The following is a 19556-nucleotide window of genomic DNA, read 5'->3' as shown; positions in this document are numbered from 1 at the left end:
ATGAGGCGCGAACCCTTCTAGACCGATTTCAGGCGCCGCCTGCCGACGGTCCGCGAAAACCCTCCCGGAAAATGCAGCTCTATCACCATCCCTTCTGCGCCCATTCGCGTCTGGTGCGTCTCGCTCTCGGCGAGATGGGCATCGAGCCGGAACTGATCGAAGAGCGGGTGTGGGAGCGCCGGCCCGATTTCCTGATGCTCGACCCGGCCGGTGCCACCCCCGTGCTGGTGGAGGATGACGGCTTCGTGGTGCCGGGGATCGACCCGATCACCGAATATCTCGACGAGACCCGCGGCAGCGCGCTGGGCACGCGGCGTCTGCTGCCGCTGCACATTGGCGAGCGGGTCGAGGTGCGCCGGCTCGCTTCCTGGTTCAACCACAAATTCTTCGCCGAAGTGTCCGAGCCGCTGGTGCGCGAGAAGGTGTACAAGCGCTACACCCCGCGTGAGCTCGGTGGCGGCCCGCCTGACATGGCCATCATCCGTGCCGCGCGGGCCAATATCCGCTATCATCTCCAGTATATCGGCTGGCTGCTGAAGGCGCGGAACTGGCTGGCCGGCGAGCGGATGACCTATGCCGATCTTGCCGCGGCGGCGCATATTTCCAGCGTCGACTATCTCGGCGACGTGCCGTGGGAAGAGGATGAGGGAGCGAAGATCTGGTACGCGCGCATCAAGTCGCGTCCCGCGTTCCGGCCCCTGCTCGCGCTGAGCATGGCGGGCATGCCGCCGGCGCCGTGCTACGCGGATCTGGATTTCTGACGCCGGAAGCGGCCAAGGCCTATCTGTTCGCGCTGGCCCGCGAGGAAGGCTTCGACGCGATGGGGATCGCCGGCGCCGATGCCATTCCTGAGGCTGGCCCGCGCCTGCACCAGTGGATTGCCGAAGGCGCGCATGGCGACATGGACTGGATGCCGGAGACCGCCGCACGCCGCGCCGCGCCCGGCAATCTGTGGCCGGAGGTCGCCTCTGTTCTCATGCTCGGGCTCAATTACGGACCGGACGAGGACCCACGCGCCATCCTCGCGGAACGCACGCGCGGGGCGATTTCGGTCTATGCCCGCGGCGACGATTATCATGAGCTCATCAAAGGCAAGCTCAAGCGCATCGCCTCCCGCTTCGTGCCCCGCGCGGGTGCAGCCGGCGCGGTCGAGGTCAAGGTGTTCGTCGATACCGCGCCGCTGATGGAAAAGCCGCTTGCGCAGGCCGCCGGGCTCGGCTGGCAGGGCAAGCACACCAATCTGGTCTCGCGCGACAAGGGCTCCTGGCTGTTCCTCGGCGCCATCGCCACCAATCTCGCGCTGCCGGCGGATGCGCCGGACGCCGACCATTGCGGCAGCTGCCGCGCCTGCCTCGACGCCTGCCCGACCAACGCCTTTCCCGCGCCGTACCAGATCGACGCGCGTCGCTGCATCTCCTATCTCACCATCGAGCTGAAGGGCGCCATTCCGCGCGAACTGCGGCCGCTGGTCGGCAACCGCATCTATGGCTGCGACGATTGCCTCGCCGCCTGCCCGTGGAACAAGTTCGCCGCGCTCGGCCGTGAGGTCCGCCTTTCCGCCCGCGAGGAGAACCGCGCTCCCGCGCTGGCCGACCTCGCGCGGCTTGACGATGCCGCCTTCCGGGCGCGCTTCTCGAAGAGCCCCGTCAAGCGCATCGGCCGCGCCCGATTCCTGCGCAACGTGCTGGTGGCGATCGGCAATTCCTGCGACGCCGGCCTCGCAGCGGAAGCCGAGCGGCATCTGGACGACGCCCACCCGCTGGTGCGGGGCGCGGCAGTGTGGGCACTCGCGCGGCTTTTGTCGCCCGCCGATTTCGCCGCCCTTTCCGCTGCCCATGCGGGCGAAACGGACGGGGAGGTGCGCGAGGAATGGCGGCAGGCGATGGCCATCGCGATTGGAGAGCAATCATGACCGGAACCTTGCTCTGCCTGGGGCACGGCTATTGCGCCCAGCGCTTCGTTGCCTTGCACGGCGATGCCTTTGCCCGGCACATCGGCACCAGCCGCAGTGAAGAGCCCTTCCCCGGCATGGAAATGCTGCGCGTCGATGGCCCACCGTCGCCGGCATTGCTTGAGGCGGCGGGAGCCGCCGATGCCGTGCTTGTCTCGGCCGCGCCGGGAGAGGCGGGCGATCCCTTTCTCGGCCCGCTCGGGGAGGCGCTGGCGGAAGGCAAGGGGCCGCTGGTTTATCTCTCCACCATCGGCGTCTATGGCGATTCCGCCGGGGCGTGGATCGACGAGAACGCGCCCGCCGCCGCCACCGCCCCGCGCGCCCGGCGCCGCATAGAGGCGGAGGCCGGCTGGCAGGATCTCGGCCGACGCACCGGGCGTCCGGTGGCGGTGCTGCGCCTCGGTGGCATCTATGGCCCCGGCCGCAACGCGCTGATCGACGTGGCGGACGGCACCGCCCGCTGCATCGAGCGCGAGGGCCAGGTGTTCAACCGCATCCATGTCGACGACATCGCCGGCGCCATCCATGCCGCCATCACGCAGCATTTCGACGGGGTGGTGAATGTGGTGGACGACGAGCCCTCGCCCTCCTGTGCGCCCGTGCGCTTTGCCGCGACACTGCTCGGCCTGCCGCCGCCGGTGCCGGAGAAATTCGAGGAGGCCGCGCCGCGCATGTCGGCGATGGCGCTCTCCTTCTGGGCCGACAACCGGCGGGTGAGTAATAGGCGGCTGCACGCCCTACTCGGCGGCGCGCTCCGCTACCCGACATTTCGCGAGGGCCTGTCGGCGCTGGCGCCGACGATTCGCGAGAGCCCTTAGGCGCAAACGCCGACGTTTCGTGAAGGCCTGTCGGCTCAGGCATCGTCCTCGGCATGGCCGCGGCGGATGCGGCGGACCACCGACCAGATCAGCAGCACCACCAGCGGCACGGCGATGGCGGTGGCGACGCCGACATCGTAATGCAGCCCGGCCGCCTCGGCGCGGGCGTGCAGCCCTTCCAGCGCGTAGTGCAGCAGGCTGATGACGTAATAGGAGATGGCGGCGACCGAGAGCCCTTCGACGGTCTGCTGCAGGCGCAGCTGCATCCGCGCCCGCTTGTTCATGCTTTGCAGCAGGTTGCGGTTCTGCTGCTCCAGCTCGACATCGACCCGGGTGCGCAGCAGATTGGCGGCGCTGGTGAGCTTGACCGACAGATTGGCCTGGCGCTGCTCGATCGCCTGGCAGGTCCGCATCGCCGGCTGCAGCCGGCGCAACAGGAATTGCTGCCAGGTGGGATAGCCCGAAATGGGCCGCTCGCCGATGGTGCGCAGGCGCGAGGAGACGATCTCCTCATAGGCGCGGGTGGCGCCGAAGCGGAACAGCGAGGCGGCAGCGTCCGCCTCCAGCTGGGCGGCAAGGCCGGTCAGCGCGTGAAGCAGCTTGTTGTTGGCGGCGAGCCCCTCGCTCTGGCGCATCTGCTCGGTCAGCGCCGACAGCTCGTTCTCGCTGTGCGCCACGGTGGGGGCAAGGCGCTGCGCCTCCGGCAGGCCGAGAAGGGCAAGGGTGCGGTAGGTCTCGATTTCCAGCACACGCTGCACCAGCGCGCCGGCAGCATCGTCGGTCATGCCGCGATCGCGCACCAGGATCCGCACGAAGCCGGAGGGGTCGGGCTGGAAATCGGTGGCGATCTCGGCGAATCCGTCCTCGACATCCGAGCGCGCGAGGCTGGTGCGGTCGAACAGCCGGTCGAGCGGGAGCGCATCGGCGGTGTCCGTCACCAGATGCAGGTCCACCGCCACCAATAGCGGCCCAGGCTGGGGCAACTGCGTGAGCACGTCGGCGAGGCTGGCGCCGGAGGGTTGGAAGGGCAGGCCGCCCTCCACCACATCCTCGGCCGGCACTTCCCAAGTGTAGGTGGTGAATTCGGCGTGGCGTTCCCAGCGCAGCACGAAGCGGCCAAAGGCCACGCGGTGCTGCTTGGCATCTCGGCCCGGCGCGGGCTGGCCGCGCGCCAGGCAGAGGCTGGCGAAAGCGGCCCGGTCGGCGATCGCCTGGGCCCGGTCGACCAGAAAGGCGACGTGCAGAATGCGTGCGGGGGTCGAGACCGCCACGAAGGGGCGCGCATGCAGTTCCGCAAGCACCGGGGCGCGCAGCGGATGATCGTAAAAGGCCTTGCCGGCGGCCGGGGCCGTCGCGTTCGCTGTCACCGGGCCTACTCCCTCACCTGCCCCCGTTGCCTACCCTCGCACCGGGGGAACTCCGCGCCGCCAAGTGGGTTGCATGCTCGCGTGAAGCTGGCAAGGGGGCGCCTTTGCGCACGCGCGCGGCCAAAAGTCCGGCCGCGCGCGTGACGATTCCCCTGCTGCCACTGTTGCCCATCGGCATCATGGCTTCGGCAAAGCTGGGACACTTTAGAATCTGTTTGCAAGGGTCGGGAGCCCAGAGCATGAAGTCAGACGGTCTTTTCGGGATTTGTGACATGAGATTTTCGCGGGTCTTGGCCGTGTGCCTCGCCGTTGCCGCCATGATGTTCGTCGGTTTTGCCCCGGCCCAGGCCCAGGCCCAGTCCAAGCCGAATCCGAACCAGCCCCGCGTCTATCTGCTGCGCGGCCTCGCCAACATCTTCTCGCTCGGCATGGACGACCTCGCCGCCAAGCTGCGCGCGCGCGGCATCGAGGCGAGCGTGCATTCCTATGTCGATCTGGAAACGCTCACCCGGTATGCGGTGGAGCAGGCCAGCATGGGCAAGCGCCGCCCCTCGCCGGTCATCATCATCGGCCATTCGCTCGGCGCCGACGCCGCCGTCACCATGGGCAACCGCGTCACCGCCGCGGGCGTACCGGTGCCGCTGGTCGTGACATTCGATCCCGTAACCGCGATGACCGCCTCGTCGAAGATCGGCAAAGTGGTGAATTATTACCAGGCCGGCGGCTCGGGCAAGGCGGTTTCCGGCCCGCGCGTGGAGAATATCGACCTGACGGGTTCGGGCGCGCTCAGCCATTTCAACATCGACAAGGCGGCCGAGCTGCACAACAAGGTCATCGGCATGATCCAGCGCCCGGCGCGCCAGACGCGCCCGCGCGCCGTGGCCGCCACGCCGACGCCCAAGCCGGTCTCTGCGCCTGCCGACGCGGCCGCCGTGCCGGCGGCAACACCCGCCGCGACCCCGGCGGACGCGGCGCCTGCCGCAACCCCCGCCAGCGTTCCTGCCTCCCCCGCGCCGGCTGCAGCGACCCAGAGCCGCGCCGTAGCGCCGATCTCCGGCACCGAAACCGCCTCAGCCCCGAGCGCGGTGCCGACCGCTCCGGCAGGAACTGGTACCTCGAACTGACTGCTACCTCGAACTGACCGGCACGTCGCACTGACCGAGTGAACGTCTCACGAGAACGGCGCGGGCCCGCGAGGGCGTCCGCGCCGTTGCTTTATGAGGGCTTGCGGTCAGGCCGGCACCACCGAGAACACGGTGAAGGTGTGCATGTCGCCGTCCTCGTCGCGCAGCGAAACATATTCGCCCGGCACGAAGGCATGGTCGCCGAAACGGTAGCCGGTCTCGTCATCGTCGCTGGCGTCCTCCTCATAGTCGAACACCCAGCTCGACCCGCCGACACCGCCGGCGCGATGCACCAGCCGGCCGTGCTCGGGGGCCTCATTGGCCCAGAAGCGGGTGACAGTGCAGGCGGGGCGCAGATCCTTCCACGCCTCGCCGTCAATGTGGCCTTCAGCGTTGAGCGGGGCGACGAACTCGTAGCCATGGCGGGCGCTGCCTTCAGGAAATTCCTTCGAGCGGGCGAGGTGCAGGCGGATTCGGCTGAGCGCCCCGGTGGCGGCGCCGGCTGTGACCTCGTTCATGCGCGTCTCCCTGTGCTTGGCCGTGCGGTGATGCGCGGCCTTTGGTCTCGGCTGAGCGCCCCGGTGGCGGCGCCGGCTGTGACCTCGTTCATGCGCGTCTCCCTGTGCTTGGCCGGGCGGTGATGCGCGGCCTTTGGTCTTGGCCTTAAGTGCTAGAGGTGCGCGCGGCCTTGATCGCGCGCAAGGGTCCCGTCGACGGGACCCTTGCGCGCCGCAGGGAGGGCGACAGGGGTAAGCGATGGGAGAACACGCAACATTCATCGTTGGTCTAGTTTTTTTACCATAGGAAGGCGCCGCGCTTTTCCCTAGAATGGATCGAAATCAGACACGACCGGCGCCGGTCGCAAAAAACGTCGATTGGGAGGAGTGCCATGTCCGGTCTCGTCATGCCGGCGCCGAAGGCCGATGTTCTGGCCCGCCGCGCCCAGATAATCGCCGATCTGCGCGCCATCGTTCCCGGCGAGGGGGTGATCGACACCGAGGCCGAGATGCGCCCCTTCGAGAGCGACGGGGTGACGGCCTATCGCCAGCTCCCCCTCGTCGTCGTGCTGCCCTCCACCACTGAGCAGGTGTCGAAGGTGCTGGCTTACGCCAATGCCAACGGCATCCCCGTTGTGCCGCGCGGGGCGGGCACCTCTTTGTCCGGCGGGGCGCTGCCGCTGGAAGACGGCATCCTGCTCGGCATGGGCAAGTTCAACCGCATTCTCGACATCGACTTCGCCAACCGCACCGTCATCGCCCAGCCGGGCGTGACCAATCTCGGCATCACCACGGCGGTGGCGCATGAGGGCTTCTATTACGCCCCCGACCCCTCCTCGCAGATCGCCTGCACCATTGGCGGCAATGTCGGCGAGAATTCCGGCGGCGTGCACTGCCTGAAATACGGGCTGACGACGAACAATGTGCTGGGCGTCGAGATGGTGCTGATCACCGGCGAGATCATCCGGCTCGGCGGCAAGCACCTCGATTCCGGCGGGCTCGACCTGCTCGGCCTCATCGTTGGCTCGGAAGGCCTGCTCGGCGTGGTGACGGAAGTCACCGTCCGGATCCTGAAGAAGCCGGAGACGGCGCGTGCCGTGCTGCTCGGCTTTCCCTCCTCGGAGGCGGCGGGGGCGTGCGTGGCCGCCATCATCGCCGCCGGCATCATTCCCGGCGGCATGGAGATGATGGACAGGATGATGGTCCACGCCGCCGAGGCCTTCCTCGGCGCCGGCTATCCCCTCGATGTCGAGGCGCTGCTGATCGTCGAACTGGACGGGCCGGAAGCGGAGGTGAACCACCTCATCGACCGCGTCGCCGAGATCGGCGACGGGCTCGGCTGCATGACGCTGCGCGCCTCCACCAGCGAGGAGGAGCGTGTCGCCTTCTGGGCCGGGCGCAAGGCGGCCTTCCCGGCGGTGGGGCGGATTTCGCCGGATTATCTCTGCATGGACGGCACCATTCCGCGCAAGGCGCTGCCGCTGGTTCTGAAGCGCATGGAGGAGATGTCGGAGAAGTACGGTCTGCGGTGCGGCAATGTCTTCCACGCCGGCGACGGCAATCTGCACCCGCTGATCTGCTACGACGCCAACACGCCGGGCGAGCTGGAAAAGGCCGAGGCCTTCGGCGCCGACATCCTCCTGCTCTGCGTCGAGGTGGGCGGCGTGCTCACCGGTGAGCACGGGGTGGGCGTCGAGAAGCGCGACCTCATGCCCTCCATGTTCAACGAGATCGACCTCGCCCATCAGGAGCGGCTGAAATGCGCCTTCGATCCCGAGGCGCTGCTTAATCCCGGCAAGGTGTTCCCGGTGCTGCACCGCTGCGCCGAACTCGGGCGCATGCATGTCTCGGGCGGCAAGCTGCCCTTCCCCGAACTGCCGCGATTCTGATGCGCGCGCGCGCGCATAACGTGTCGTCATCCCGGACGGAGCGCGTCCGCGCGCGGGGAGGCGGAACCCGATGACCACGCTCCTCGTGAAGAACGCCACCGTGCTCGTCACCATGGACGGCGCCCGCCGCGAGATTGCCGGCGGCGGCCTGTTCGCGCGCGACGGGATGATCGAGCAGGTGGGCCCGAGCCAGACCCTGCCGGAAAGCGCTGACGCGGTGCTCGACCTCTCTGGCCATGTGGTGCTGCCCGGTCTGGTGAACGCCCATCACCATCTCGACCAGACGCTGACCCGCGCTTTGCCCGCCGCGCAGAACGTCAACCTGTTCCGCTGGCTCGGGGCGCATTACCGGCTCTGGGCGGCGCGCACGCCGGAGGCTTCGCGCACGGCGACGCTGGTCGGGCTGGCCGAACTCGCTTTGTCCGGCTGCACCACCTGCTTCGACCACGCCTATGTCTTTCGTAACGGCTGCGCGGTCGACGACCAGATCGCGGCGTCGCGCGAGATCGGGATGCGCTTCATGGTCTCGCGCGGCTCCATGTCGCTCGGCCAGTCCAAAGGCGGGCTGCCTCCGGACGACTGCGTCGAGGCCGAGGACGCGATTCTGGCCGACAGCGCGCGCGTCATCGCCCGCTATCACGACGCTGCACCCGGCTCGCTGCTTCGGATCGCGCTCGCCCCCTGCTCGCCCTTCTCGGTGACGCCGGAACTGATGCGCGACAGCGCGGCGCTGGCGCGGGACAAGGGCGTGCGGCTGCACACCCATCTGGCGGAAACCATCGACGAGGAGCGCTTCACCTTGGCGCGCTTCGGCAAGCGCCCCGTCGCCTATATGGAAGAGCTGGGCTGGCTGGGCGAGGATGTGTGGTTCGCCCATGCGGTGCATGTGAATGCGCACGAAATCGCCTGCTTCGCCGGCGCCGGGGTCGGCGTGTGCCATTGCCCCTCCTCGAACATGCGCCTCGCCTCCGGCATCGCGCCTGTCATGGCCTATCGGAAAACCGGGGTGAAGGTCGGGCTCGGGGTGGACGGCTCGGCCTCCAATGATGGCAACAACCTGCTCGCCGAGGCGCGGCAGGCCATGCTGCTGGCGCGACTGCAGATCAGCCTGCGCCCGCCCGAGGGGCCGGATACCACGCTCTCCACCGCCGATCCCTCGCGCGATGCTGAATGGATGACCGCCCGACAGGCGCTGGAGCTGGCCACGCTCGGCGGCGCTTCGGTGCTGGGACGCTCCGATATCGGCGCGCTGGCCCCGCGCATGTGCGCCGATTTCTTCGCCCTGCGGCTGGATGAGGCCGCCTTTGCCGGCGGGCTTGCCGACCCGGTGGCCGCCGCCCTGTTCTGCACCCCCGGCCGTGCTGCCTTCACCTATGTCCATGGCCGGCCGGTCGTGGCCCATGGCGAGGTGGTGACGATCGACCTGCCGGCGGTGGTGGCGGAACACAACACGCATGCCGCGCGGCTCGCCGCGCTTTCGGGAGGTGCCTGAGATGAGCGAGAGGCTGTGTCCGCGCGACGAGGCCGACGTGGTGGAGGCCGTGCGCTGGGCCGTGTCGAACGAGCGCACGCTTGATGTTGCCGGCTCCGGTTCCAAGGCAAGTCTCGGCCGACACATCCAGACCGACGCCACGTTGGAGCTGAAGGGCCTCTCCGGCGTCACGCTCTATGAGCCGGAAGAGCTGGTCCTGAGCGCGAAGGCCGGCACGCCGGTGGCGGAGATCGAGGCTCTGGTGGCGGCCTCCAAGCAGATGCTGGCCTTCGAGCCGATGGATTTCGGCCCGCTGCTCGGCGTGGCGCCGGGCGGGGGCACGCTTGGCGGGCTGATCGCCTGCAACCTCGCCGGCCCGCGCCGGCCGAGCGCCGGGGCGGCGCGCGACCATGCGCTGGGCGTGCGCGCGGTCTCCGGCCGGGCGGAGGCGTTCAAGGCCGGCGGGCGAGTGGTGAAGAACGTCACCGGCTATGACCTGCCGCGCGGGCTGTCCGGCTCCTATGGCACGCTCGCCGCCTTCACCGAACTCACCATCAAGGTGCTGCCGCGCCCGGAGACGGTGGAGACGCTGCTGGTGCTCGGCCTCGACGACGCGGCCGCGGCCGGGGTGATGAGCGCGGCGGTCGGCTCCTATTACGACGTGTCCGGCGCGGCGCATCTGCCCGCCGAGGTCGCCGGCCAGATCCCGGTCGTCGCCGAGGCGGGGATGGGGGTAACGGCGCTGCGACTTGAAGGGGTCAAGCCGTCGATCGTCCACCGGCGCGGCAAGCTGGAAGCGATGCTGCGAACCCATGGCACGCTGTCCTTCCTCGATGAGGCGGCCTCGCTCGCCTTCTGGCGGGCGGTGCGGGACGTGGAGCCCTTTGCGTTCCCGGAGGGTGGCGCTCTCGACACCGCCCCCGCCATCTGGCGCATCTCGGTGGCGCCGATGGCCGGGCCCGCAGTGGGCGCCGCGCTGCGCGAGATCGGCGCGCGCTGCCTTTATGACTGGGCCGGCGGACTGGTCTGGGTCGAGATGCCGGGCACAGAGCCCCACAGCGCGCGCGTCCGCGCGGCGGTGGCGGGCGCGGGGGGCGGCCATGCGACGCTGATCCGCGCCTCGGCGGCAGCGCGGGCGGGCGAGGAGGTGTTCCAGCCGCTCGACCCGATCACCGGCGCGCTGATCGCCCGGATGAAGAGCGGGTTCGACCCGGGCCGGGTGCTGAGCCCCGGCCGTATATATGCGGGAGTGTGAGCGATGCAGACCAACTTCTCCCTCGCCCAGCTTGCCGACCCACAGACCGCCCGCTCCGAGCAGGTGCTGCGTGCGTGCGTCCATTGCGGCTTTTGCACCGCCACGTGCCCGACCTATGTGCTGCTGGGCGACGAGCTGGATTCGCCGCGCGGAAGAATCTACCTGATCAAGGACATGCTGGAGAATGATCGACCGGCTACGGTCGAAGTCGCCAAGCATGTCGACCGCTGCCTCTCCTGCCTCTCCTGCATGACCACCTGCCCCTCCGGCGTGCACTACATGCACCTTGTCGACCATGCCCGCGATCATGTGGAGAAGACCTATCACCGCCCGCTGATGGACCGGCTGACCCGGGCACTGCTGGCGCGGGTGCTGCCGAGCCGCACGCTCTTCCGCCTCGCCATTGGCGGCGCGATGGTGGCGCGGCCTTTCGCCGGCCTGTTCGCGGCGGTGCCGGGATTGAGGCCGATCGCGGCCATGCTGCGCCTCGCCCCGGCTCGCCCGGCCACCCGCTCCGCCGCTGAGGGCGTGCGCCTCTTCCCGGCGCAAGGCGCCCGCCGCGCCCGTGTCGCCCTGCTCGATGGCTGCGCCCAGCCGGTGCTGCGGCCGGAGATCGACGAGGCGGCGATCCGGCTGATGACCCGCATGGGGGTGGAGATCGTGCGCCCAGTGGGCGGCGGCTGCTGCGGCTCGCTCACCCACCACATGGGCAAGGAGGAGCTGGCGCTGGCCAATGCCCGCGCCAATGTCGATGCCTGGATGCGCGAGATCGAGGGCGAGGGGCTGGACGCCATCCTCGTCACCACCTCGGGCTGCGGCACCACCATCAAGGACTACGGCCACATGCTGCGCACCGAGCCCGCCTATGCCGAGCGCGCGGCCAAAGTCTCCGCGCTGGCCAGGGATGTGAGCGAATTCCTTTCCGAGCATACGCTGCCCGCCCCGGTGATCGCGCCGGGCATCCGGGTCGCCTATCACTCGGCCTGCTCGCTGCAGCATGGTCAGCGCGTCCGCACCCCGCCCAAGACGCTGCTGGCCAGCGTCGGCTTCACCGTGCTGGAGCCGGCCGAGGGGCATCTGTGCTGCGGCTCGGCCGGCACCTACAACATCCTGCAGCCGGAGATCGCCGAGCGCCTGCGCGCGCGCAAGGTCGCCAATATCGAGCGAACTGACCCCGAGGTGGTGGCGGCCGGAAATATCGGCTGCATGACGCAGATCGGCGGCGGCACCGGCCTGCCGGTGGTGCACACGGTGGAGCTGCTGGACTGGGCGACCGGCGGGCCGATGCCGGCCGAGCTGGCGGGGATCCGCGCGGCAGCGTGAGCACCTGACAGAAGGGGCGGCGGGCGGCTATGATCGTGGCCCCATTGCTGCTTCGTCAGGGTCTTCCATGCCGCTCCCCCGCCTTCTCGTCCTTTCCCTCGGCGGCACCATCACCATGACGGCGAGCGCCGGCGGCGGCATCCTACCGACGCTGGGCGCGGCCGAGCTGGTGGCCGCCGTGCCTGGCCTGGCCGAGCTGGCGCAGATCGAGGCGCGCTCGCCGTTGAAGGTCGGCAGCGCCTCGCTGACGCTGGAGAACATCGCCGCCGTGGCCGCCGACATCAGCGCCGGCTTCGCGCAGGGTTTCGACGGCGCCATCGTCATCCAGGGGACGGACACCATCGAGGAGACCGCCTTCGCGCTCGACCTGCTGGTGCGTGATGAGCGCCCGGTGGTGGTGGTTGGCGCCATGCGCGGGCCACAGCAGCCCGGCGCCGACGGGCCAGCCAACCTCCACGCCGCCGCCCTCGTCGCCACCAGCAAGGAGGTACGCGGGCTCGGCGCGCTTGTCGTAATGAACGACGAGATCCATGCCGCGCGCTTCGTGCGCAAGGCGCACACCGCGCTCACGTCGGCCTTCGTCTCCGACATGGCCGGTCCGCTCGGGCTGGTGGCGGAGGGGCGGGTGCGGATTCTTGCGCGTGTCACCCGGCCAGCGCTTCCCGCGCTCGAAGTTGGCCCCGGGACACTACCCCCGGTGGCGCTGCTCAAGATCGCCATGGGCGACGATGGACGGCTGCTGCGGGCGGTGCCCGGCCTCGGCTTTGCCGGCCTCGTCATTGAGGGCGCGGGGGCGGGCCATGTCCCGGGGATGATGGCGGAGAGCCTCGGCGAGGTCGCCGCGCACATGCCGGTGGTGCTGGCCAGCCGGACGCTGGCCGGCCCGGTATTCGAGCGCACTTATGGCTATGCCGGCTCGGAGATCGACCTTCTGGCGCGCGGCGCGCTCTGCGCCGGGCTGCTGACCGGGGTGAAGGCGCGTCTGCTGCTCATCCTGGCGCTGGCCTGCGGCTGGGACCGGGCGGCGCTCGCCCGCGCCTTTGCCGCTTATGGCTGAGCCTAGCGCGCGGCTCTGCCGCCGCTGACGGCACCCCTCCGGCCGATGCCCCCGGCGAGTCCTTTGGCAAGTTCCGCACAAGCCAGATGACCTCCTCTAACGGCATGTTAAATGCTCTGTGGAGGTGTTCCGTGGGTAAGATGCGACTGGGCATCGCCATGAAGCTCGGCATCGCGTCCGTGCTGCTGATTCTTCTGTCGTGTGGCGTGCTGGTCAGCCGGCATTACGCCATGTCGAGTATCGAGGAGGCCAATGCAGCCTCCGACCGGCAAGCCGCGATTCTCGGCGAGGCCGAAAGGGTCGGTCAGCTGATCACCCGAATCCAACTCAACGCCACCGAGCTCAGGCTGTCCTTCGCCAACCCGGACAATGAGGCACTACTCAGCGGGGTGAAGAAGGACGTAGGAGCAGCGCAGGGCGGGCTCGACCGGCTTATGGAGCTTGAAACCCATGACGATGATCGTGCGGTATTCCTTCAGCTGAAGCAGCTGCTGGTCCAGATCGGCGCGGTCACAGCCAAGGTGCATGCCTCCGAAGTGGCGCAGCAGCAGCTGGTTGAGGCGCGCCCGGCTCTCGCCATGCGGGCGCGCACTCATTTCTCCACCCTCGCCGGGCAGATGCTCGAACTTGGCCAGACAGACATGGCCAGCAACGTGCAGCCGCTGGAGCAGCTGGTCGACAACATCAACCTCGCCGCGTCCACCTATATGCTGGAGGGCGATGCCAAGCAGCTGAAGCGCCTCGCCTCCATGCAGAACCGGGTCGCCACCATCCTTGCCGATGTCGGCCAGCAACTGGCCGACAACCCGCAGGTGGCGCAGACGGTGGAGACGGCGCTGAAGGATTTCGAGGCCTATAAGCGGTTGATCGACGACAATCTCGCTGAACTCGCACGCCGCACCGCGCTGGTGAATGACAGCAGCGCGCCGCTGATGCGTGAGGCCACCGGCCTGCTGAACGCCGTGGTAGGCGAGACGCGAAGCCAGGCCGAGGAAGCCAAGGCGCTGGCCACCGAGGCGCTGGACGACGGCATGACCCGCATCCTGGTCTTCTCCGCCATTGCCATTCTGGCGGCGGTACTGGCCGGTGCCTACTCGTTCTTCGGCATTGCCCGTCCGGTGCGCGAAGTGAGCGAAGCGATGGAGCAGGTCTCGGCCGGCGATCTGGAGACCGTCATTCCCCATGCTGGGCGCACCGACGAAATCGGCGAGCAGGCCCGGGCGCTAACCGTCTTCCGCGACGGGCTGCGCGAGGCCGAGCGGCTGCGCGAGGAGGCCCATCGCGCCTCGCTGCGCGCCGCCGAGAACCGGCACGCGGAAATGCGCCAGCTCGCCGACCAGTTCGAGACGGCGGTGGGGGCAGTGGTCGATATGGTCGCCAATGCCGCCAGCGACCTGCAGGCCGCCTCCGAAGCGCTCAACGCCACGGCGGAGGAAGCCACGACACAGGCCGAGGCGGTCGCTGCCGCGGCGCAGCTCGCCACCACCAATGTGCGGACGGTGGCGGAAGCGATGGAAGAGCTTTCCGCCGCCGCGCAGGAAATCGGCGACCGGCTGCAGCATTCCACCGTAATGACCGAGCGGGCGGTGGGCGAGGTTGCCGCGACCACCGGCCAGATGAACGAGCTGAAGGCCTCAGCCGAGCAGATCGGCACGATCACCGGCCTCATCGGCTCGATTGCCGGCCAGACCAACCTGCTCGCCCTCAACGCCACCATCGAATCCGCCCGCGCCGGCGACGCCGGAAGGGGCTTCGCCGTGGTGGCGCAGGAGGTGAAGGCGTTGGCCGGCCAAACGGCGGAGGCCTCCGCCGGCATCTCCGAGCGTATTTCCGGTATTCAGCAATCCACCGGCGGCGTTCAGGGTGCCATCGCCGGCTTCAGCCACACCATCACCGAGCTGCGTAACGCGGCGGCCGCTATTTCCGCCGCCATGACCGAGCAGCACGCCACCACCTCCGAGGTCGCGCGCTCGATCCAGCAAGCGGCGAGCGGGACACAGGACGTCACCAGCAACATCTCCGCCGTCCAGCGCACGGCACAGGCCTCCGCCGCCGCCGCGCACCGGGTGCTGACCTCGGCCCGCGACCTGTCGCAGCAGGCCGTGACGCTGCGCCGCGAGGTGCACAGCTTCGTCGACATGGTGCGGGCGGGCTGAACGGCGCCCCCTGCCCCATCGACAAACGAAAAGGGCGGCCGCGAGGCCGCCCTTTCTGTATCTGGCGCCATCGTTCCGCACACCGCCCCGGGGCGGTGCGACCGGGGCGGCGCGCCGCCCCGTTGCGCGTCACTCGGCGGCGCCGGCCTCGGCTTCGTCAGCCGGCTTGCCCTTGGCTTCGAGGTCCTCGCCGGTCTCCTGGTCAACGACCTTCATCGACAGGCGGGTCTTGCCGCGCTCGTCGAAGCCGAGCAGCTTCACCTTCACCTTGTCGCCTTCCTTGACGACGTCGGAGGGCTTGGCCACGCGCTCCTTGGCGAGCTGCGAGACATGCACAAGGCCGTCCTTGGCGCCGAAGAAGTTCACGAAGGCGCCGAAATCGACGACCTTGACCACCGTGCCCTCATAGATCTGGCCGATCTCGGGCTCGGAGGCGATGGACTTGATCCAGTTCAGCGCCGCCTTGATCGATTCGCCGGAGGCGGAGGCGACCTTCACCGTGCCGTCGTCCTCGATGTTGATCTTGGCGCCGGTCTTCTCGACGATCTCGCGGATCACCTTGCCGCCCGAACCGATCACTTCACGGATCTTGTCGACCGGGATCTGGATCACCTCGATGCGCGGAGCGTGCTCGCCGAGCTCGGAACGGGCGCCGGTGAGCGCCTTGTTCATCTCGCCGAGAATGTGGATGCGGCCGTCCTTCGCCTGGGTGAGGGCGACCTTCATGATCTCCTCGGTGATGCCGGCGATCTTGATGTCCATCTGCAGGGCGGTGACGCCCTTGTCGGTGCCGGCCACCTTGAAGTCCATGTCGCCGAGGTGATCCTCGTCGCCGAGGATGTCGGAGAGCACAGCGAACTTCTCACCCTCGAGGATGAGGCCCATGGCGATGCCGGCCACCGGGCGGCGCATCGGCACGCCGGCGTCCATCAGGGCGAGCGAGGTGCCGCAGACGGTCGCCATGGAGGAGGAGCCGTTCGACTCCAGGATCTCCGAGACGGCGCGCAGCGTGTAGGGGAACTCGTGCGCGGGCGGCAGCAGCGGGCGGATGGCGCGCCAGGCGAGCTTGCCATGGCCGATTTCGCGGCGGCCGGGCGAGCCCATGCGGCCCGTCTCACCCACCGAGAAGGGGGGGAAGTTGTAGTGCAGCAGGAAGCGCTCCTTGTAGGTGCCTTCCAGGCTGTCGATGAACTGCTCATCCTCGCCGGTGCCGAGCGTGGCGACCACGAGGGCCTGCGTCTCGCCGCGGGTGAACAGGGCGGAGCCGTGGGCGCGCGGCAGAACGCTCGCCTCGGCGACGATCTGGCGGACGGTCTTGGTGTCGCGGCCGTCGATGCGGATCCCCTCGTCGAGGATGTTCCAGCGCACGATCTTGGCCTCAAGCTCCTTCAGCACCTCGGCCAGAACCTGGGCGTCCGGCACCGGCTTGCCCTCGGCGGCGAGCGCGGCGTAATGCGCCTTCGCCTTGGACTTGGCATTGCCGACCGCCTCGTAACGGTCCTGCTTGCGAACGATCTTGTAGGCGGCGCGCAGATCGCCATCGATCAGGGCGCGGACCTCGGCTTCAAGCGCCGAATGGTCCGGCGCGGTATAGTCGCGCGGCTCCTTGGCGGCCTTCTCGGCGAGGCGGATGATGGCGTCGATCACCGGCTGGAAGTGGCGGTGGCCGAACATGACCGCGCCGAGCATGACTTCCTCGGAGAGCTCCTTGGCCTCGGACTCGACCATCAGCACGGCGTCGGCGGTGCCGGCGACCACGAGGTCGAGCGCCGATTCCTTGACCTCGTCGGTGGTCGGGTTCAGCACATATTCATTATCGATGAAGCCGACGCGCGCGCCGCCGATCGGGCCCATGAAGGGCACGCCCGACAGGGTGAGCGCGGCGGAGGCGGCGACCAGCGCGACGATGTCGGGGTCGTTCTCAAGATCGTGCGAGAGCACGGTGACGACGACCTGGGTCTCGTTCTTGTAGCCGTCGGCGAAGAGCGGGCGGATCGGACGGTCGATCAGGCGGGAGACGAGGGTCTCCTTCTCGCTCGGACGGCCTTCGCGCTTGAAATAGCCGCCCGGGATGCGGCCGGCGGCGTAGGTCTTTTCCTGGTAGTTCACGGTCAGGGGGAAGAAGTCCTGGCCGGGCTTCGCCGACTTGGCGGAAACGGCAGTGGCGAGCACGGTGGTGTCGCCATAGGTCGCGAGCACGGCGCCATCGGCCTGGCGCGCCATGCGGCCGGTCTCGAGGGTGAGCGTGCGCCCGCCCCAGTCGAGTTCCTCGCGGTGAATATCGAACATGTCTGTCTCTGGCTTTCCGAAACGGGGCCATGGGCAAGACGGCGAGAGACTCCGGCGATCGGGCGGCCTTCAGCAAGGCGGCGCCATGGGACCATGCTTATGGAACCACGGGATCGGGCCACGAGTCTCCGGCGATCCTGCCATGGCGCGCCGCTTCACTATCGGTCGCGGCGAGCCCCATGCCCGCCGCATCTTGCGTCTTCAGCGCGACGGGTCATCCGCCCGCGCCGTCTTTCAGCGCGCGAGGCCCGCACCAAGGGTGGCGCGAGCCTCGCATGTCAGATCAGCGGCGGATGCCCAGGCGCTGGATCAGCGACTTGTAGCGGGCTTCCTCGGTCTTCTTGAGATAGTCGAGAAGACCGCGACGGGCCGAAACCATCTTGAGCAGGCCGCGGCGGGAATGGTTATCCTTGGCGTGGCCCTTGAAGTGGCCGGTCAGGTTGGCGATGCGCTCGGTGAGGATCGCAACCTGCACTTCCGCCGAGCCGGTGTCGTTCGGCTTGGTGGCGTATTCCTTGATGAGCGCCTGCTTGCGCTCGGCAGTGATCGACATCGGAAACTCCTTTTCCATAAGGGAGGGGGTGAAGAAGCGCTTGCGCGCCGCTTCGGGCCATTGTCGCGGGCCGAGCCGGGATGTCGTCCAGCACGGTCGATGCAACAATGGGTTCGCGCGGACGAGGGGTCCGCGACGCGCGCGCACCATACACGAAAACACCGCAGGTGCTAGTGGCAGTAAGGCGCTCTGAGGACCGGAATGAGCCAGGTCTACGCCGCGCGCGTCACCGAGATTGAGAGGGGCGCAGGCGCCCTCCCCACACTCACTTGCCGGAATGGAAGATCCGCTTGGGATGGATCTCGCCGGCTTCGGCTTCACCCAGCGCGATGAGGCGCCCGCCCGCGGTGATGGCGACCGGGCCCTCCAGCACCGGCGCGTCGCGCCCGCGCAGGATGATCGGCTGGCCATGGGCGAGGCGGGCGGCGTCGGAGGACGAGACCCGCAGCGCCGGCAGGCTCTCCAGCCCGATCTCCACCGGGCGCAGGGCATAGCTGGGCGGCGCGTCGTCCATCGCCTCGGAGACTTCGCGCAGCTTGGCCAGCGGGATCAGCTCTTCCTCGGGAAAGGTGCCGACGCGGGTGCGGCGCAGGGCGCTGATATGGCCGCGCGCGCCCAGCGCCCGGCCGAAATCGCGGGCCAGCGAGCGCACATAGGTGCCCTTGCCGCATTCGGCCTCGAACACCGCATGGTCCGCATCCGGCTGGTCGACCAGTTCCAGCGAATGGATGACCACGGTGCGGGCGGCGAGGTTGACCTCGACGCCGTCGCGGGCGAGGTCATAGGCGCGTTCGCCATTGATCTTGAGCGCGGAATAGTCCGGCGGCACCTGTTCAATCTCGCCGCGATAGGCGGGCAGCAAGTCGAGGATCGCCTCGCGCGTCGGGCGCAGATCGGAGGTCTCGGTGGGCTGGCCCTCGCTGTCGTCCGTGTCGGTCTCGATGCCCCAGCGCACGGTGAAGCGGTAGACTTTGCGCCCGTCCATGACGAAGGGAACGGTCTTGGTCGCCTCGCCCAGCGCAATCGGCAAGCAGCCGGAGGCGAGCGGGTCGAGCGTGCCGGCATGGCCGGCCTTCTTGGCCTGGAACAGCCATTTCACCGCGCCGACCGCCTGGGTCGAGGTCATGCCGACCGGCTTATCGAGCAGCACCCAGCCATCGACATCGCGCTTGGGCCGGCGCTTGCGCGGGGCCTCGCGGAACTCGTCGGCGGCAGGAGCCACGGGAGCAATCTCGGCAGTGACGTCGGACGCTTCGTCAGGAAGGCGGGTGGGGTTGAGCGGGGCGTTCATACCGCGTCCTCTTGGTCGTTCGTGTCGTTCGTGTCGCCTTCGGGTCCGCCGAGGTCGCGCTGCACCTGCGGCAGGCGCAGCAGCGCGTCGATGCGCGAGCCTTCCTCGAAGGAGGTGTCGATGCGGAAACGCAGCTCGGGAATGGACTTCAGCGCAAGGCGGCGGCCGATCTCGCCGCGCAGCGGCTTGGCATTGGTCGCCAGCGCGGCGATCGCCGCCTTGGCGTCCTTGCCGCCGAGCGGCATGACATAGCAGGTGGCGATCTTCAGGTCCGGGCTCATGCGAACCTCGGGCACGGTGATCACCACCCGCGTCAGCGCCGGATCGGGCAGATCGCCGCGCGACAGGATATCGGAAAGGGCGTGGCGCACCAGCTCGCCCACGCGCAGCTGGCGCTGGCTCGGGCCACCGCCCGAGCTCGCTTTGTTCTTCATGCGTTCAAACCTTCAAGGCCCTGCCCGCACCTGGGGGCATCGGGGCCGGCCGCGACCGAAGCGAGCGGGTTTGGACCGCGC

General features: G+C 68.9%; 16 protein-coding genes. 10 read left to right on the top strand and 6 right to left on the bottom strand.

Annotated elements, in window-relative coordinates; all coding sequences use genetic code 11:
• Positions 1-71 precede the first annotated feature (71 nt).
• The 3 genes from A3M1_RS0109140 to A3M1_RS0109130 are packed head-to-tail and all read left to right on the top strand — an operon-like array spanning position 72 to position 2769.
• The gene (locus A3M1_RS0109140) at positions 72-761 is read left to right on the top strand and encodes a glutathione S-transferase family protein (RefSeq protein ID WP_018388656.1); all 690 of its coding nucleotides are present in this window, start codon (positions 72-74) and stop codon (positions 759-761) included.
• On the top strand, positions 737-1912 hold the full coding sequence (queG, locus tag A3M1_RS0109135; protein WP_018388655.1) for a tRNA epoxyqueuosine(34) reductase QueG: 1176 nt from the start codon (positions 737-739) through the stop codon (positions 1910-1912). The genes A3M1_RS0109140 and queG overlap by 25 nt, the downstream gene beginning before the upstream one ends.
• The gene (locus tag A3M1_RS0109130; RefSeq protein ID WP_018388654.1) at positions 1909-2769 is read left to right on the top strand and encodes an NAD-dependent epimerase/dehydratase family protein; all 861 of its coding nucleotides are present in this window, start codon (positions 1909-1911) and stop codon (positions 2767-2769) included. The genes queG and A3M1_RS0109130 overlap by 4 nt, the downstream gene beginning before the upstream one ends.
• Positions 2770-2804: 35 nt before the next feature.
• Here the strand turns inward: A3M1_RS0109130 and A3M1_RS0109125 are convergent, their stop codons facing one another.
• Complete coding sequence (locus tag A3M1_RS0109125) at positions 2805-4136, bottom strand: DUF3422 family protein (protein ID WP_018388653.1); 1332 nt, start codon at positions 4134-4136, stop codon at positions 2805-2807.
• 104 nt (positions 4137-4240) lie between these two features.
• Here A3M1_RS0109125 and A3M1_RS0109120 point away from each other — a divergent pair, with 104 nt between their 5' ends.
• Positions 4241-5260 (top strand): hypothetical protein, encoded by a 1020-nt coding sequence (locus A3M1_RS0109120; RefSeq protein ID WP_245261621.1) that lies wholly within the window; start codon positions 4241-4243, stop codon positions 5258-5260.
• A gap of 107 nt (positions 5261-5367) precedes the next feature.
• Here the strand turns inward: A3M1_RS0109120 and A3M1_RS0109115 are convergent, their stop codons facing one another.
• Positions 5368-5778, bottom strand: coding sequence for a hypothetical protein (locus A3M1_RS0109115; protein ID WP_018388651.1), 411 nt, complete (start codon positions 5776-5778; stop codon positions 5368-5370).
• Between the two features lie 371 nt (positions 5779-6149).
• On the opposite strand from A3M1_RS0109115, the gene A3M1_RS0109110 reads away from it, so the two are divergent.
• From A3M1_RS0109110 to A3M1_RS0109085, 6 genes are all read left to right on the top strand, one after another.
• Positions 6150-7646, top strand: coding sequence for an FAD-linked oxidase C-terminal domain-containing protein (locus tag A3M1_RS0109110; RefSeq protein WP_018388650.1), 1497 nt, complete (start codon positions 6150-6152; stop codon positions 7644-7646).
• Positions 7647-7716: 70 nt separating this feature from the next.
• Positions 7717-9138 (top strand): 8-oxoguanine deaminase, encoded by a 1422-nt coding sequence (locus tag A3M1_RS0109105; RefSeq protein WP_018388649.1) that lies wholly within the window; start codon positions 7717-7719, stop codon positions 9136-9138.
• A gap of 1 nt (position 9139) precedes the next feature.
• Complete coding sequence (locus A3M1_RS0109100) at positions 9140-10372, top strand: FAD-binding protein (RefSeq protein ID WP_026221232.1); 1233 nt, start codon at positions 9140-9142, stop codon at positions 10370-10372.
• 3 nt (positions 10373-10375) lie between these two features.
• Positions 10376-11695, top strand: a complete 1320-nt coding sequence (gene glcF / locus A3M1_RS0109095) for a glycolate oxidase subunit GlcF (protein ID WP_018388647.1) — start codon at positions 10376-10378, stop codon at positions 11693-11695.
• Positions 11696-11762: 67 nt separating this feature from the next.
• The gene (locus tag A3M1_RS0109090) at positions 11763-12752 is read left to right on the top strand and encodes an asparaginase (protein ID WP_018388646.1); all 990 of its coding nucleotides are present in this window, start codon (positions 11763-11765) and stop codon (positions 12750-12752) included.
• A gap of 140 nt (positions 12753-12892) precedes the next feature.
• Positions 12893-14908, top strand: a complete 2016-nt coding sequence (locus A3M1_RS0109085; RefSeq protein WP_018388645.1) for a methyl-accepting chemotaxis protein — start codon at positions 12893-12895, stop codon at positions 14906-14908.
• Between the two features lie 129 nt (positions 14909-15037).
• Here the strand turns inward: A3M1_RS0109085 and pnp are convergent, their stop codons facing one another.
• From pnp to rbfA, 4 genes are all read right to left on the bottom strand, one after another.
• Positions 15038-17197, bottom strand: a complete 2160-nt coding sequence (pnp, locus tag A3M1_RS0109080) for a polyribonucleotide nucleotidyltransferase (RefSeq protein ID WP_018388644.1) — start codon at positions 17195-17197, stop codon at positions 15038-15040.
• Between the two features lie 283 nt (positions 17198-17480).
• On the bottom strand, positions 17481-17750 hold the full coding sequence (gene rpsO / locus A3M1_RS0109075) for a 30S ribosomal protein S15 (protein WP_018388643.1): 270 nt from the start codon (positions 17748-17750) through the stop codon (positions 17481-17483).
• A gap of 265 nt (positions 17751-18015) precedes the next feature.
• Positions 18016-19041, bottom strand: a complete 1026-nt coding sequence (truB, locus tag A3M1_RS0109070) for a tRNA pseudouridine(55) synthase TruB (RefSeq protein ID WP_018388642.1) — start codon at positions 19039-19041, stop codon at positions 18016-18018.
• Positions 19038-19475 carry a 30S ribosome-binding factor RbfA gene (gene rbfA / locus A3M1_RS0109065; protein ID WP_018388641.1) on the bottom strand — a complete coding sequence of 146 codons (438 nt, stop codon included), beginning with the start codon at positions 19473-19475 and terminating at the stop codon, positions 19038-19040. Before rbfA ends, truB begins: the two co-directional genes overlap by 4 nt.
• Between the last annotated feature and the right edge of the window lie 81 nt (positions 19476-19556).

It is taken from the genome of Ancylobacter sp. FA202, from assembly GCF_000380205.1.
In the GTDB taxonomy this organism is placed as follows: Bacteria; Pseudomonadota; Alphaproteobacteria; order Rhizobiales; family Xanthobacteraceae; genus Ancylobacter.
This window is presented reverse-complemented; position numbering and strand designations above follow the sequence as displayed.